Here is a 13,928-nt window from a genome sequence, read left to right as displayed (position 1 = left end):
GCGCGCACGTTCGCCACAGCGCGCCAACACGGCGCGCGCGGCCGGTGGCATGCTGCGCGCATCCTCCACGGAGCGCGCACGCATGTGGCCAGACCGCCGTATCCAGGACTTGTTCGGCATCGCCTTGCCGATCGTGCAGGCGCCGATGGCCGGCGCGCAGAACGCCGAGCTGGCGATCGCCGCCGCGCGCGCCGGCGCGCTGGGCTCGCTGCCGTGCGCGATGCTGTCGCCGGCGCAGGCGCGCGAACAGGTCGCGCAGTTCCGCGCCGCGGTCGACGCGCCGGTGAACCTCAATTTCTTCTGCCATCGCGCCGCCGCGCCGGACCCGGCGCGCGACGCCGCGTGGCGCCAGCGGCTGCGCCCGTACTACCTCGAATTCGGCCTGGATCCCGACGCCGCCGTCGCCGCGGCCGCGCGCGCGCCGTTCGACGAGGCGTGGTGCGCGCTGGTCGAAGAACTGCGGCCGCAGGTCGCGAGCTTCCACTTCGGCCTGCCCGAGCCGGCCTTGCTCGAACGCGTGCGCGCCAGCGGCGCGCGCGCGATCGCCTCGGCCACCACCGTCGCCGAGGCGGTGTGGCTGCAACGGCGCGGCTGCGACGCGATCGTCGTGCAAGGCAACGAAGCCGGCGGCCACCGCGGCGTGTTCCTCGACGGCGAAGACGTCAGCGCGCAAGCCGGCCTGTTCGCGCTGCTGCCGCGCGTGGCCGATGCGGTCGGCGTGCCGGTGATCGCCGCCGGCGGCATCTTCGACGGCCGCGGCATCGCCGCGGCGTTCGCGCTCGGCGCGGCGGCGGTGCAGGTCGGCACCGCGTATCTGTTCTGCCCGGAAGCGACGATCTCGCCGCTGCACCGGCGCGCGCTGCACGCCGGCGACGGCGACGACACCGCGCTGACCAACCTGTTCAGCGGCCGGCCCGCGCGTGGCGTGGTCAACCGGGTCATGCGCGAACTCGGGCCGCTGTCGCCGCTGGCGCCGGCCTTCCCCGGCGCCGGCGCCGCGCTGGCGCCGCTGCGGGCGAACGCCGAGGCCGCCGGCGACGACGGCTTCATGTCGCTGTGGTCGGGCCAGGCGCGGCGCGCGCATGCGCTGGACGCGTTCGCGCTGACCCGCGAACTGGCGCGGCAGGCTCAGGACTTGCTCGATCGCGGCCGCGACGGCGGCCGCAGCGACGTCGGTTGAACGCTGCACCGCTGCGCGCAAAACGCCGCATGCAGCGGTTTCGCTCGACGCAACGCGGCAATGTCGACGTTTCCACAATCACTGCGCTCAACGGGCCGCTGCAGCGTGCGCGTATTCGCAACCGCTACGATGGACGCAACACGACGACGTTTGTGTTGCAACAATCACAGCGCTCAATGCGTCGTTGCGGCGTCCACACCCACACAGCCGCTGCGCTCCACGCAACGTAGCGGCGTCCGCGTCCGTGTACCCGCTACGCTCACCGCACCCGCTGCGGCGCCCACGCCGCCCACAAGCGCTGCGCTTCCTCGGCGATCACGTCCGGGCGTTCTTCCGGCCAGAACAGCTTGAGCCCGTCGAGCTTGCGCAGCCCGCGCGATTGCCCGAACGCATCGGCCAGCGGCTGCGCCTGCTTGTTGTCGAAAATGTCGTCGGCCATGCCCCACAGCACCCGCGTCGGCGCGCGGCTCTTGCCCAGCAACGGACCGATGCCTTCGAGCACGTTGCGCTCCAGGCCCATCGCGTACGCATGAGTCAGCGCCTTGCGCTTGTCGGTCGACAGCAGCGGGCCGAAGTACATGTCGATGGCGTCGTCGTCGGGATGCGACGGATCGGCGTAGCACATGCCGCCGAAACCGTTCGGCGAGCGCGCCAGCGCCTTGTCCTGCCACCACGGCGCCAGCCATTCGTCGACGAAGCGGCCTTGCTTGGACAGTTCGATCACCGGCACCAGCTTCGGCGGCGGGTTGTCGAATTCGGTGTCGCAGTTGGTCAGCAGCACCGTGCGCACGCGCTCGGGATGGCGGGTCAGCAGCAACTGGGCGATGGCGCCGCCGCTGTCGTTGGCGACCAGGTCGGCGCTGTCGATGCCGAGTTGGTCCATCAGCGCCACGATCATCGCCACCTGCGCATCGGGATCCACGGCCTGGCCGTCGGCCACGCGGGTGTAGCCCAGACCCAGCCAGTCCGGCGCGATGCAGCGCCGGTACGGCGCCAGCCGCGGCAGCGCGCCGCGCCATTGATAGCTGTTGAGCGGGAAGCCGTGCAGGAACAGCGCGGCCGGGCCTTCGCCGCGTTCGACGTAGGCGATGTCGCCGAACGCGGTGTGGGCGAACTTGCGGCTGGCGTGGAACTCGGCGGCGCTGAGGTCGAGGCCGGCGGTCGCCTGCGCGCCGCCCGCGGCGGCGCCGCGCGCGGCGGCGTGGACGATGGCGCCGAGGCTGCCGGCGGCGATGAAGCCGGCGCCGCCCAACAGGAAATTTCTGCGGTTCATGGGGGAACTCCTAGGGTGCGCAGCGCCGTCGCGGGCGTGCAGAGGCCCGCAACGGCGCTGCGGGCGCCGCCTTGGGACGTTGCGTTATCGGAATGCGGCGCGAGCGCCGCGATGTCTTGAATGCGTGCAGCCGGCGCCCGCTACCCCCTTATCGGCAGGCGATGCGCCAGGATCCGCACACAGGCGACTTAGGCACGGGCCGACGCGTTTTCCAGAGCGCGCCGCGTGCGTTTTTCGGAACGATCAGTTGCCGCCGGGCGACTGCGCCGAGACGTAGGCCGCGTCGAGTTTCTGCGCGCATTCCTCGCAGCACACCTCGACGGTCTTGCCGCCGACCTTCACCTGGAACGCGTTCTCGTCGAGCGGACAGTCGCAGGCCGCGCAGGTCTTCTCGCTCATGGGGATTCTCCGAAGGCGCCCGGGAGTGGGCAGGCACAGTAGGCCACCGCGGGCGGGGTAGGCGCTGTCAGAAAATTTAGCGATCGGGGTCCGAGGGGCCGGCCGGGGCCCCTGTAGGAGCGGCGCGAGCCGCGACACCGGATGCGGTGCGATACCACGCTTCCTGCCGAAGCTGGCGATGCCGGGCCGTCGATTGGAACCCTGCGCGGCCGGGCTTGGGTCGGTCCGTTTGCGCCCACCGCATCCGGTGTCGCGGCTCGCGCCGCTCCTGCATCGCGCGGCCTGCGGCCGCGGTGGCAGCGGCTTCGCCGGGAGATCAGCGATACAGCGCCGACTGCCGGAATTCCGACGGCGAACGCCCGTAGGTCTGCTGGAACGCGGCACTGAAATGGCTGTGGCTGGAAAACCCCAGATCCTGGCTCAACGCGCTCAGGTCCTCGTACTCGCCGAGCAGATCCAGCGACCGCGCCAGGCGCAAGCGCAACTGGTAGCGGTACAGCGGCAGCCCTTCCACGCGCTGGAACACTTGGGTCAGATAGACCGGCGACACCCCGACTTCGGCGGCGATCTCGGCCAGGGTCCAGCGCCGCGACAGATCGCTGACCAGCACCAGCTTGGCCCGTTCCACCAACCGCTGCTGGCCCGCGCTGGCGCCGGCGATGTGCGCGGTGCGCGGGCCGAGCGCGCGCTGCACCAGGGTCAGCGCCAGGCTCTCGGCTTCCAGCGGCTCGGCGATGCCCTGGCGCAGGCTGTGGCGCAGCAGCATCGCCAGCGACTGCGCGCGCGGGTCGATGCGCAGGCGCGGCTGGCGGAACGACAGTTCCTCGCCGTCGCGCAACAGCGTCTTCGGCGCCATTTCGCGCAGCATCGGCTCGGCCACCGACACCGATAGGCTGGCGTCGCCGCCTTCGATCGGATGGCTGACCCGGTAACCCTCGCCGGCATTGAAGAACAGCACCTGGCTGGCCTCGGCCACGGTCGCCTGCTCGCCGACATGGCGTACGTACACGCCGCGATACGGGAACACCAGATGGGTCGCGGCGGCGCATTCCTCGGCGCTGCGGTGCTTGCACTCGCCGCGGCAATAGACATCGCGGACCGTCACGGTCGGCGTCTTGAGCAGGCTATGGACGGTGAACTCGGACATGCCGGAGGCCTCGATGGCGCCGCGCGCCGCGGCCGGCGGGCCGTCGCCTGCCGTGGCCGGGTCCGCGCGGCGACTATAGCCCAGGCCGGCGGCCGCGGCGCGGGCCGCCGTGGGCCGTGGCGCAAGCGTGCAGCGCGGTCGCGAACCCGCGCCGCCGCGCTTTTTCGCGGCGAAAGCGTGTCCCGGCGGGCGGCGGCGAGGTCCCGGCGGCCGCGGCCGGAACGCTGCGTTACGCCGCCCGCGTCGCGCTGTCGCGGTCCGCGCGCCGATAGCCGATGGCTTCGCTCAGATGCGCGGTGGCGATGGCCTCGCAACCGGCGAGGTCGGCGATGGTGCGGGCCACGCGCAGGATCCGGTGCATCGACCGCGCCGACAATTGCAGCGCGTCGACCGCGCGTTCCAGCAGGGCCTGATCGGATTCGCTCAAGCGGCAATGGCGGTTGGTGTCGGCCTGGTCCAGGCGCGCGTTGTGCTTGCCGCTGCGTTCGGTCTGCAGGCGGCGCGCAGCGCTCACGCGTTCGCGGATCGCCGCGCTGGACTCGCCGTCGGGCTGGTCCGGCCGCAGCGCCGCCGGCGGCAGCCGCGGCACCTCGATGTGCAGGTCGATGCGGTCCAGCAACGGGCCGGACAGGCGCGAACGATAGCGATGGATGAGGTCGGCGCTGCAGCGGCAGCGCGCGCTGCTGTCGCCGGCCCAGCCGCAGGGGCAGGGATTCATCGCCGCGACCAGCTGGAAGCGCGCCGGAAACTCGGCGCTGCGCGCCGCGCGCGCGACCGTGACCACGCCCGATTCCAGCGGTTCGCGCAGCACTTCCAACGCGCGCCGCTCCCATTCGGGCAACTCGTCGAGGAACAGCACGCCGTGGTGCGCGAGCGAGATTTCGCCCGGACGCGGATCGGCGCCGCCGCCGACCAGCGCGACCGCGCTGGCGGTGTGGTGCGGCGCGCGGAACGGCCGCTGGCGCCAGCGCGCCGGATCCAGCGCGCGGCCGTGGCCGCCGCCGCCGACCGAAGCGATCGCCGCGGTTTCCAGCGCTTCGTCTTCGCTGGCTTCGGGCAGCAGGCCGGGCAAGCGCGAGGCGAGCAAGGTCTTGCCGCAGCCGGGCGGGCCGATCAGCAACAGGTGGTGGCCGCCGGCCGCGGCGATCTCCAGCGCGCGCCGCGCCTGCGCCTGGCCGCGCACGTCGCGCATGTCCGGCTCGGGCGCGCGCACGATCGCGGGCGCTTGCGCGCGCGGCAGCTGGCTGCGTTCGCACAGCATCGAGCAGACTTCCGACAGCGTGCGCGCGGTGCGCGCCTCGACCCGGCTGGCCAGCGCCGCTTCGCTGCCGTTGCCGGCCGGCACCACCAGCCGGCGCCCCGCGTCGGCCGCGGCCAGCGCCGCCGGCAGCACGCCGTCGATCGCGCGCAGCTCGCCGGTGAGGCCGAGTTCGCCGAGGAATTCGCAGTCGGCGAAGGCCGGCAGCGGCAGCTGCCCGCTGGCGGCGAGGATGCCGAGCGCAATGGCCAGGTCGTAGCGGCCGCCGTCCTTGGGCAGATCGGCGGGCGCGAGGTTGACGGTGATGCGTCGCTGCGGGAATTCGTACTGCGCCGACTGGATCGCCGCGCGCACCCGGTCCTTGGCCTCGCGCACCGCGGCCTCGGGCAGGCCGACGATGTTCATGCACGGCAGGCCGCCGGCCAGATGCACTTCGACGCGTACCGCCGGCGCACGCACCCCCGTTCGCGCACGGCTGTGCACGAGCGCCAGGTTCATGGCGGGAACTCAGTGCTGGGGCGCGGGCGCGTCGTCGAGCCGGGCTTCGAGCTCGGCCACGGTGCGCTGCAGTTCTTCGAGCTTCTCGCGGGTGCGCAGCAGCACCGCGCGTTGCACCTCGAATTCCTCGCGGGTGACCAGGTCGAGCTTGGTCAAGCCGGTCTGCAGCACGGACTTGAAGTTCTGCTGCATTTCTTCGCGGCCTTCGCGCACGCCCGGCGGAACCAGGGTGCTGAGGCGGCGGGCGAGGTCGTCGATATAGTTCAGGTCGATCATGTAGATGAAACTCCTCCGGTATTGGGGTCAGCTTGACCGCCGGACCGGGGCGACGCCGTCGGCCGGGGCCGGGGCGGGCTGTCGGAAAAGTCCGAAGTGGATGACGCGGTCACTACATCACGGCCTTGGCGCGTGCGGCAAGCCTCCGTGCAGGCGATTCGCCGCAGCTTTCATGTGCCGTTGCCATCCTCCGACGCACGCCGCGCAGGCGATGTGAACGCCAGCCGACCGGCGGCGCGGCTAGGTCGCGGCGCGCCGGCGCGCTATCCTGCGCGCCAAATCGGAACGCGCCGGCGCCCACCGGCGCCGCGCCACTGGCGGAGACAGCGAATGAAAATGGTCATGGCGGTGATCAAGCCGTTCAAGCTCGACGACGTGCGCGAAGCGCTGGCCGAGGCCGGCGTGGCCGGCATCACCGCCACCGAGGTCAAGGGCTTCGGCCGCCAGAAGGGCCACACCGAGCTGTACCGCGGCGCCGAATACGTGGTCGACTTCCTGCCCAAGATCAAACTCGAAGTGGCGGTCACCGACGATCAGGTCGACACCGTGGTCGAGGCGATCATGAAGGCCGCCGGCACCGGCAAGATCGGCGACGGCAAGATCTTCGTCTGGGACCTGGAACGCGCGGTGCGCATCCGCACCGGCGAAATGGACGGCGACGCGCTGTAAGCCGGATGCTCCTTGGCTGAGCGCACGCAGCGCTCGAGCGCTGCCAAGTTCCGGTCGGTCTGCGCGACGTGACGTCGCCGCGCGCGCTCTAGCGTTCGTCCATCGAGCGCGCATCGACCGAGCGCGCATCCACCCAGCACGTTCCGCCGCCTCCACACCGCGATCGCATTCGCCGGGCGCGGCACGCGCGCTCACGCCTCGCGTTCTTCCTCGAGAAACGCCTGCAACGCCGGCGCGCGCGGCCGATTGGCCAGTTCCAGCCGGTACAGCGGCCGGCTCAGGGTTTCGTCTTCGCCGAGCGCGATCGGGCGCACCCGCTGCATCAGGATCAGGTCGGCGACCACGGTCGCCGGCAGCAGGGCGATGCCGGCGCCCGCGGCGACGGCGCGGGCGATGGCTTCGTTGCTGCCGATCTCGACCGTGCGCGCGGGCGCGATGGCGCGCGCGGCGAACAGCGACTGGGCGACCTGGCGCGTGCCCGAGCCGGGTTCGCGCAGCAGCCAGGTCTGGCGCGAGAGTTCGCCGATGGTCGGCCGCCGGCGCGCGCCGAGCGCGCTGTCGGCGGCGGCGATCAGGCGCAGCGGTTCGTCGCGCCAATGGCTGGCGGCGATGCGCGGGTCGTCGACCGAACCTTCGACGTAGCCGATGTCGACCGCGCAATCGATCACCGCGCGACTGATCTGTTCGGTGTTGCCGACGATCAGCTCGGTCGCCAACTGCGGGTGCCGGCGCATGAACGGCCCGAGCTGCTGCGGCAGCCAGTACGCCGCGACCGTGGTGCTGGCGCCGATGCGCAGCCGGCCCTGGCGCAGTTCGACCCGGTCGCGGATGTCCTCGATGGCGATGCGCTCCAGGGCGAAGATCGCGCGGGCGTGTTCGAACAGGGCGCGGCCGTGGTCGGTCAGGGCGATGCCGTGGACGCCGCCGCGCACCGCCTTGCCGTCGCTGCCGGTGCGCTCCAGCAGCGGCAGGTCGAGCTGGCTTTCCAGCTCGCGCACCGCCTTGGACACCGCCGACTGGCTCACGAACAGGGTTTCGGCCGCGCGCGAGAAGCCTTGCTGTTCGACCACGGTCAGGAACACGCGCAGCAGGTGCAGGTTCATGGCTATGAGTCCAACTCATGGATTCTTGAATTATATGTATTGGACTCCGTTTGGGGGCGGGCCTACCGTGGCGCCTTCTTTCCAGCCCGAGTACGCCCCCGTGTCCGCCGCCATGACTCCGACCTCGTCCGCCCCCGTCGCCCCGCAAGGCGCGCACCGGCAGCCGGGGTTCTGGCCGGGACTGGCGCTGGCGGCGGCGATCGCGGCCGCGGCGACCGGCCTGGCCGGGCTGCCGGCGCTGCAGTCGGCCGGGCTCAGCGCGCTGACCCTGGCGATCATGCTCGGCATCGCGGTCGGCAACACCGTGTTTCCGGCCATCGCCGGGCGGGTCGGCAGCGGCGTGGACTTCAGCAAGGCGATGCTGCTGCGCGCCGGCATCGTGCTGTACGGGTTCCGGGTGACGTTCCAGGAGATCGCCGGAGTCGGCGCGGCCGGTTTGGCGGTCGACATCGTCGTGGTCGCCGGGATCTTCTGCCTGGCGACCTGGCTCGGCACGCGCGTGCTCAAGCTCGACCGCGAAACCTCGATGCTGATCGGCGCCGGCAGCGCGATCTGCGGCGCGGCGGCGGTGATGGCGACCGAGCCGGTGGTGAAGGGGCAGGCGCACAAGGTATCGGTCGCGGTCGCCACGGTGGTGGTGTTCGGCACCGTGGGCATGTTCGTCTACCCCTGGGCTTATCCGTATCTGGGCCTGAGCGAGCACGCGTACGGCGTGTTCGCCGGTTCGACCATCCACGAAGTCGCCCAGGTTGTCGTCGCCGGACGCGCAGTGAGCGAGCAGGCGGCATCGGCGGCGGTCATCGAGAAAATGCTGCGGGTGATGCTGCTGGCGCCGTTCCTGCTGATCCTGTCCTCGCGTCTGGGCGGCCAGGGCGGCGCGGGCGCGACCCAGTCGAAGATCGTGATTCCGTGGTTCGCGCTGCTGTTCGTCGCGGTCAGCGGAATCAACTCGCTGCACCTGCTGCCGGCGGCGTGGAAGGCCGCGATCATCCAGATCGACACGGTGCTGCTGGCGATGGCGATGGCCGCGCTGGGGCTGCGCACCCACATCGGCGCGATCCGCCAGGCCGGCGCCAAGCCGATGCTGCTGGCGGCGATCCTGTTCGCGACGCTGACGGTCGGCGGCTATGCGCTCAATGTCGGCGCGGCGAAGCTGTTCGGCTGACTGTCTGTAGGAGCTGCGCGAGCTGCGACCGCGACACCGCACCTACGTCGCAAGCGTGGTAACGCGGTCGCAGCTCGCGCAGTTCCTACAGTCGTTTTGCTTGAGGATTTCGCGCAGCAAGTGCGCGTCAGACGTGAGTAGACCGTCTTGAGCCGTATACCTGCGCTACCGCAGCAACGGTAGTTATCTGTGAATATGTGATGTGCCGCGTACTTCAGCGCACACACGACGCTTGCGACTACGATTCGCGCCACACCCCGCGTGCCTAAGCTCAGCTCCGTTCGCGGTAGCTCGACCGTACCCCTGCGCCCTCGTTCGCCAGCGAGCGGTCAGCGGCGATGCAGCCATGAACTTCGCGGGCGGTTACCGCCGCCCATCATCGCTGCAACGCATTAGGGAGAGAGAACCGATGCAAAAAGCACTCTTGGTCGCGGCCATCGCCGGCGCCATCGCGCTCACGGCGAACGCCGCCAGCGCACAATCGGCCGCCGCGCCGGAACTGTTCCAGGCGCAGTCGTCGCGCGCCGCGGCCGCGGCGCCGGCCCACGTCGCCGGCATGCTGCGCGGCAAGACCGCGCAGTGGGCGGCGGCGGTGTCGGTCGACCGCAAGATGCTGGTCGACGGCCGTCGCGAGCTGAGCTTGAGCCTGCCCGAAGGCGCGCGCATGCAGATGCGTCTTGCCAAGTCGTATCGCGCGCCCGGCGGCGAGGTGGTGTGGTCCGGCGCGGACCGGCTGCGGCCCGACGGCAGTCTCGCGCTCGGCGCGCAAGCGCCGTCGACCGCGCTGTTCGTGGTGCGCGGCGAGCGCGTGACCGGCCAGATCGTCGCGACCACCGGCGAGGTGTACGAACTGCTGACCTCCGAGAACGGCGCGCAGCAGTATCTGGTCAAGCGCGATCCGGCCAGCCTGGAAGGCGCGGACGACACGCCGACCCATGTCGACCTGCCGCCGCAGTCCGACCGCGCCGCGCGCTCGCTGGCCGCGGCGCCGTTGCTGGCCGATCCGGTGGTGCGCGTCCTCCAGGTCTACACCCCGGAAGCGGTGGCCGAACTCGGCGGAGTGAACTCGGCCAACGACCGCGCGGCGTTCTTCATCGCCCAGTCCAACACCGCGTTCGCCAACAACGGTTTGGCGGTGCGCTTCGAAAGCGCCGGGACCCGTTTCCCGACCCAGGGCCAGGCGACCGACAACTCCGACACCCTGGTGTCGCGCATCAAGGGCACCAGCGACGGCTGGTACGACGCCTATTCCACCACCGAGCGCAACAACACCGCGGCGGACTTGGTGACCCTGGTCGTGCGCGACGGCCTGGTCAGCAGCAGCGGCGGCCTGTTGTGCGGCCAGGCCGCGGCGATCGGCGCGAGCGCGGCGAACGGATTCTTCGTGCAGAACCATTCGTGCAGCACCTTCACCTTCGTGCACGAGGCGGCGCATCTGTTCGGCGCGCGCCACGACAACGATCCGAACACCACGCCGTTCTCCTACGGCCACGGCTACGTCAATTCGGCCGGCAATTTCCGCACGATCATGGCGGTGAACTCGAATCCGCAGCCGCGCATCGGTTACTTCTCCACGACCGACCAGAGCTATGTGTCCGGCGGCGTGAGCCGGTCGCTGGGAACGAGCACGCGCGACAACGAGCGGGTCATGCGCGAGCGCGCGGCGGCGATGGCGGCGTTCCGCTGATCGCCTTGCGACCCGGAGCCCGGCGGGCTCCGGGTCTGTAGGAGCGGCGCAAGCCGCGACCGCGACAACTCAACTATGCCGAAACCTGCGCCGTGGTTGCGTTGTCGCGGTCGCGGCTCGCGCCGCTCCTACAGTCGTACTACGAAAAAGCCCCGCGAGTGCGGGGCTTTTTCTTTGCAGCACCGGCAAAGGCGATTTACTCGCCCAGCGCCTGCGCCACGAACGCCGGCGTCGACAACGCGCCATGGTGGATGCCGGCGTTGTAGTACTTGGTCGCAAACGCCTTGCCCTGCGCATCGTCCTGGCGGAATTCGAAGCCGCCGGCCTTGCGCGCCAGGGTGCAGCTCCACCAGCCGGTCGGGTAGCACGGCTGCGGGAACGGCAGGGTCTTGAAGGTCTTGAAGCCGGCCTTGCCCATCTCGGTGCGCATTTCCTGGATCAGCTTGAGCAGCATCAGCGGCGATTCGGACTGCTGCACCAGGATGCCGTCCTCGCGCAGGGCGCGGAAGCAGCTGTCGTAGAAGGCCTTGTTGAACAGGCCCTCGGCCGGGCCGACCGGGTCGGTGGAGTCGACGATGATGAGGTCGACGCTGCCGGCCGGGCGGTTGGCCATGTAGGCGATGCCGTCGTCGAACAGCAGCTGCGCGCGCTTGTCGCCGTTGCTGTCGCACAGTTCCGGGAACCACTTCTCGGCCATGCGCGTGACCTGCTCGTCGATGTCGCACTGCACGGCTTCCTCGACGCCCGGGTGCTTGAGCACTTCGCGCAGGGTGCCGCAGTCGCCGCCGCCGATGATGACCACGTTCTTCGGCGCGGCGTGGGTGAACAGCGCCGGGTGCGACATCATCTCGTGGTAGAGGAAGTTGTCGCGCGTGGTCAGCATGACCGCGCCGTCGATCAGCATCAGGTTGCCCCAGTCGGTGGTCTCGAAGATCTCGATCTTCTGGAACGGCGACTGCACCTCATCGAGCTTGCGGGTGATGCGATAGCCGATGGACGAGCCGGTCGGCTCGAAGTTCTCGTAGTGCCACTGGGCTTCGTTGGTCATGCGCGTGCTCCTGAAGTAAGACGGTTGCTGGTGCGGCCAGCCTGTGGGGTCGGTGCGGGCGGGCCCGGCCGGCGGCGCCGGGCTGGGGACCCGGCTTGGGGCGCGAATTGTAGCGGACCGGTATGAACACTCGTCGCGAGGGTGTCCGGCCAGCGGCCTCAGCGCCCGCGCCGACCGCTTGCCGGCGCCTGGGCGCGGCGGTTTTTGCCGATCCGGCCGGATCGGGCCGAGTCCGGACGGCCCGGCGCGCTCACCCGCCGCGCGCGAACGGCCCCCCAACCGGACGCGGCCTGTAGAATGCGCCTTCCCCACGATTTTTACGGTACCGCGCCGATGTCCGACTGGTCGCTCGATCAGGCCCGCAAGACCTATTCGATCCCGCATTGGTCCGAAGGCTATTTCGACATCGACGGCGCCGGCCGCATCGTGGTCAAGCCGCGCGGCGAGCGCGGCCCGACCGTGCCGCTGCCGGAGGTCGTCGACGCCGCGCGCGAAGCCGGCGCCAAGCTGCCGCTGCTGGTGCGCTTCCCCGACATCCTCGGCGACCGCCTCGGCAAGCTGCAGGGCGCGTTCGAGCAGGCGATGAAGGATTGGGACTACGCCGGCGGCTACACCGCGGTCTACCCGATCAAGGTCAACCAGCACCAGGGCGTGGCCGGCACGCTGGCCTCGCACGCGGGCGAGGGCTTCGGCCTGGAAGCCGGCAGCAAGCCCGAGCTGATGGCGGTGCTGGCGCTGAGCCGGCCCGGCGGGCTGATCGTGTGCAACGGCTACAAGGACCGCGAGTACATCCGCCTGGCCCTGATCGGCCGCAAGCTCGGCATGGAGACCTACATCGTGGTCGAAAAGCCGTCCGAGCTGGCGCTGGTGTTCGAGGAAGCCAAGGCGCTCGGGGTCAAGCCGGGCCTCGGCGTGCGCATGCGCCTGGCCTCGCTCGGCGCGGGCAAATGGCAGAACAGCGGCGGCGACAAGGCCAAGTTCGGGCTCAGCCCGCGCCAGGTGCTGGACCTGTGGAAGCAGCTGCGCGACAACGGCCTGCAGGACTGCCTGGGCCTGCTGCACTTCCACATGGGCTCGCAGATCTCCAACGTGCGCGACATCGCCAACGGCATGCGCGAGGCCACGCGCTATTTCGTCGAACTGTCCAAGCTCGGCGCCAAGGTGCGCTACATGGACGTCGGCGGCGGCCTCGGCATCGACTACGAAGGCACCCGTTCGCGCAGCTATTGCTCGATCAACTACGGCGTCAACCAATACGCCTCGAACATCGTCCAGCCGCTGGCCGAGGCCTGCCAGGAATACGGGCTGCCGCCGCCGCGCGTGGTTACCGAGTGCGGCCGCGCGATGACCGCGCACCATGCGGTGCTGGTCGCCAACGTGTCGGAGATCGAGGAGGCGCCCGAAGGCCGGGTGCCGCCCGCGCACGAGGACGAGCCGGCGGTGATCCGCCACCTGCGCGAGATCCACGACGAACTCGGCCAGCGCCCGGCGGTGGAGCTGTTCCACGAGGCCCAGCACCACCACGGCGAAGGCCTATCGCTGTACGCGCTGGGCCAGATCGACCTGACCCACCGCGCGCGCATCGACGACCTGTTCTACGCCATCGCCCACGCCGTGCGCGCGCGGCTGGACGTCAGCGAACGCAGCCACCGCGACCTGCTCGACGAGCTCAACGAGCGGCTGGTCGACAAGTACTTCGTCAATTTCAGCGTGTTCGAATCGATGCCCGACGTGTGGGCGATCGATCAGGTGTTCCCGATCGCGCCGATCGAGCGCTTGAACGAGAAGCCGCTAAGGCGCGGCGTGATCGCCGACCTGACCTGCGATTCGGACGGCAAGATCGACACCTACGTCGACAGCGAGGGCCTGGACAGCTCGCTGCCGCTGCATGCCTTGCAGCCCGGCGAGCGTTACCGGCTGGGCTTCTTCCTGGTCGGCGCGTACCAGGAAATCCTCGGCGACATCCACAACCTGTTCGGCGACACCGACGCGGTGGAAGTGCGCGCCGACGGCGACGGCTACCGCTTCGCCCAGCAGCGCCGCGGCGACACCACCGACGTCATGCTCGATTACGTCGGCTACAAGTTGTCCGAGCTGCGCGAGGCCTATGCCGCCAAGGTCGCCGCCGCGGGCCTGCCGGCCGAGGAGGCCGCGCGCCTGCAAGCGGCGCTGGAGACCGGCCTGACCGGGTATACCTATCTCGACGACACCCCGCTGGCCTGAGG

12 protein-coding genes are annotated in these 13,928 nt (G+C 70.5%); 5 read left to right on the top strand and 7 right to left on the bottom strand.

Annotated features, from left to right (window positions below):
- Nucleotides 1-82 precede the first annotated feature (82 nt).
- Nucleotides 83-1,180 (top strand): NAD(P)H-dependent flavin oxidoreductase, encoded by a 1,098-nt coding sequence (locus JHW38_RS15155; protein ID WP_207522174.1) that lies wholly within the window; start codon nt 83-85, stop codon nt 1,178-1,180.
- 259 nt (nt 1,181-1,439) lie between these two features.
- Here the strand turns inward: JHW38_RS15155 and JHW38_RS15150 are convergent, their stop codons facing one another.
- From JHW38_RS15150 to ubiK, 5 genes are all read right to left on the bottom strand, one after another.
- Complete coding sequence (locus JHW38_RS15150; RefSeq protein ID WP_207522173.1) at nt 1,440-2,453, bottom strand: alpha/beta fold hydrolase; 1,014 nt, start codon at nt 2,451-2,453, stop codon at nt 1,440-1,442.
- A 243-nt stretch (nt 2,454-2,696) separates the two neighbouring features.
- The gene (locus JHW38_RS15145; RefSeq protein WP_207522172.1) at nt 2,697-2,852 is read right to left on the bottom strand and encodes a hypothetical protein; all 156 of its coding nucleotides are present in this window, start codon (nt 2,850-2,852) and stop codon (nt 2,697-2,699) included.
- 316 nt (nt 2,853-3,168) lie between these two features.
- Nucleotides 3,169-3,999, bottom strand: a complete 831-nt coding sequence (locus JHW38_RS15140) for a helix-turn-helix transcriptional regulator (protein ID WP_207522171.1) — start codon at nt 3,997-3,999, stop codon at nt 3,169-3,171.
- A 229-nt stretch (nt 4,000-4,228) separates the two neighbouring features.
- The gene (locus JHW38_RS15135) at nt 4,229-5,755 is read right to left on the bottom strand and encodes a YifB family Mg chelatase-like AAA ATPase (protein WP_207522170.1); all 1,527 of its coding nucleotides are present in this window, start codon (nt 5,753-5,755) and stop codon (nt 4,229-4,231) included.
- A gap of 9 nt (nt 5,756-5,764) precedes the next feature.
- On the bottom strand, nt 5,765-6,031 hold the full coding sequence (ubiK, locus tag JHW38_RS15130; protein WP_207522169.1) for a ubiquinone biosynthesis accessory factor UbiK: 267 nt from the start codon (nt 6,029-6,031) through the stop codon (nt 5,765-5,767).
- Nucleotides 6,032-6,361: 330 nt separating this feature from the next.
- Between ubiK and JHW38_RS15125 the strand changes: the two genes are divergently transcribed.
- Nucleotides 6,362-6,700 (top strand): P-II family nitrogen regulator, encoded by a 339-nt coding sequence (locus tag JHW38_RS15125; protein ID WP_031371341.1) that lies wholly within the window; start codon nt 6,362-6,364, stop codon nt 6,698-6,700.
- Nucleotides 6,701-6,891: 191 nt separating this feature from the next.
- On the opposite strand, the gene JHW38_RS15120 is transcribed toward JHW38_RS15125, so the two are convergent.
- Nucleotides 6,892-7,803 carry a LysR family transcriptional regulator gene (locus tag JHW38_RS15120; protein WP_207522168.1) on the bottom strand — a complete coding sequence of 304 codons (912 nt, stop codon included), beginning with the start codon at nt 7,801-7,803 and terminating at the stop codon, nt 6,892-6,894.
- 100 nt (nt 7,804-7,903) lie between these two features.
- On the opposite strand from JHW38_RS15120, the gene JHW38_RS15115 reads away from it, so the two are divergent.
- On the top strand, nt 7,904-8,968 hold the full coding sequence (locus tag JHW38_RS15115) for a YeiH family protein (RefSeq protein ID WP_428995251.1): 1,065 nt from the start codon (nt 7,904-7,906) through the stop codon (nt 8,966-8,968).
- 409 nt (nt 8,969-9,377) lie between these two features.
- Entirely contained in the window at nt 9,378-10,655 is a 1,278-nt protein-coding gene (locus JHW38_RS15110) for a M12 family metallo-peptidase (RefSeq protein ID WP_207522167.1), read from the top strand.
- Between the two features lie 196 nt (nt 10,656-10,851).
- Here the strand turns inward: JHW38_RS15110 and speE are convergent, their stop codons facing one another.
- A complete protein-coding gene (gene speE / locus JHW38_RS15105; protein WP_207522166.1) occupies nt 10,852-11,703 on the bottom strand; it encodes a polyamine aminopropyltransferase in 852 nt (283 codons plus the stop codon).
- 333 nt (nt 11,704-12,036) lie between these two features.
- Here speE and speA point away from each other — a divergent pair, with 333 nt between their 5' ends.
- Nucleotides 12,037-13,926, top strand: coding sequence for an arginine decarboxylase (speA, locus tag JHW38_RS15100; RefSeq protein WP_207526383.1), 1,890 nt, complete (start codon nt 12,037-12,039; stop codon nt 13,924-13,926).
- The last annotated feature ends 2 nt before the right edge of the window (nt 13,927-13,928 follow it).

The organism is Lysobacter enzymogenes, assembly GCF_017355525.1.
Lineage (GTDB): Bacteria > Pseudomonadota > Gammaproteobacteria > Xanthomonadales > Xanthomonadaceae > Lysobacter > Lysobacter enzymogenes_C.
The sequence above is the reverse complement of the archived record's forward strand: the minus strand, read 5'-3'. Positions and strand labels throughout refer to the sequence as shown.

Coding starts and splice junctions, on each gene's coding strand:
- JHW38_RS15125 (WP_031371341.1), top strand. CDS start 6,362: ATGAAAATGGTCATGGCGGTGATCAAGCCGTTCAAGCTCGACGACGTG.
- JHW38_RS15140 (WP_207522171.1), bottom strand. CDS start 3,999: ATGTCCGAGTTCACCGTCCATAGCCTGCTCAAGACGCCGACCGTGACG.
- JHW38_RS15150 (WP_207522173.1), bottom strand. CDS start 2,453: ATGAACCGCAGAAATTTCCTGTTGGGCGGCGCCGGCTTCATCGCCGCC.
- JHW38_RS15110 (WP_207522167.1), top strand. CDS start 9,378: ATGCAAAAAGCACTCTTGGTCGCGGCCATCGCCGGCGCCATCGCGCTC.
- ubiK (WP_207522169.1), bottom strand. CDS start 6,031: ATGATCGACCTGAACTATATCGACGACCTCGCCCGCCGCCTCAGCACC.
- speE (WP_207522166.1), bottom strand. CDS start 11,703: ATGACCAACGAAGCCCAGTGGCACTACGAGAACTTCGAGCCGACCGGC.
- JHW38_RS15135 (WP_207522170.1), bottom strand. CDS start 5,755: ATGAACCTGGCGCTCGTGCACAGCCGTGCGCGAACGGGGGTGCGTGCG.
- JHW38_RS15120 (WP_207522168.1), bottom strand. CDS start 7,803: ATGAACCTGCACCTGCTGCGCGTGTTCCTGACCGTGGTCGAACAGCAA.
- JHW38_RS15145 (WP_207522172.1), bottom strand. CDS start 2,852: ATGAGCGAGAAGACCTGCGCGGCCTGCGACTGTCCGCTCGACGAGAAC.
- JHW38_RS15155 (WP_207522174.1), top strand. CDS start 83: ATGTGGCCAGACCGCCGTATCCAGGACTTGTTCGGCATCGCCTTGCCG.
- speA (WP_207526383.1), top strand. CDS start 12,037: ATGTCCGACTGGTCGCTCGATCAGGCCCGCAAGACCTATTCGATCCCG.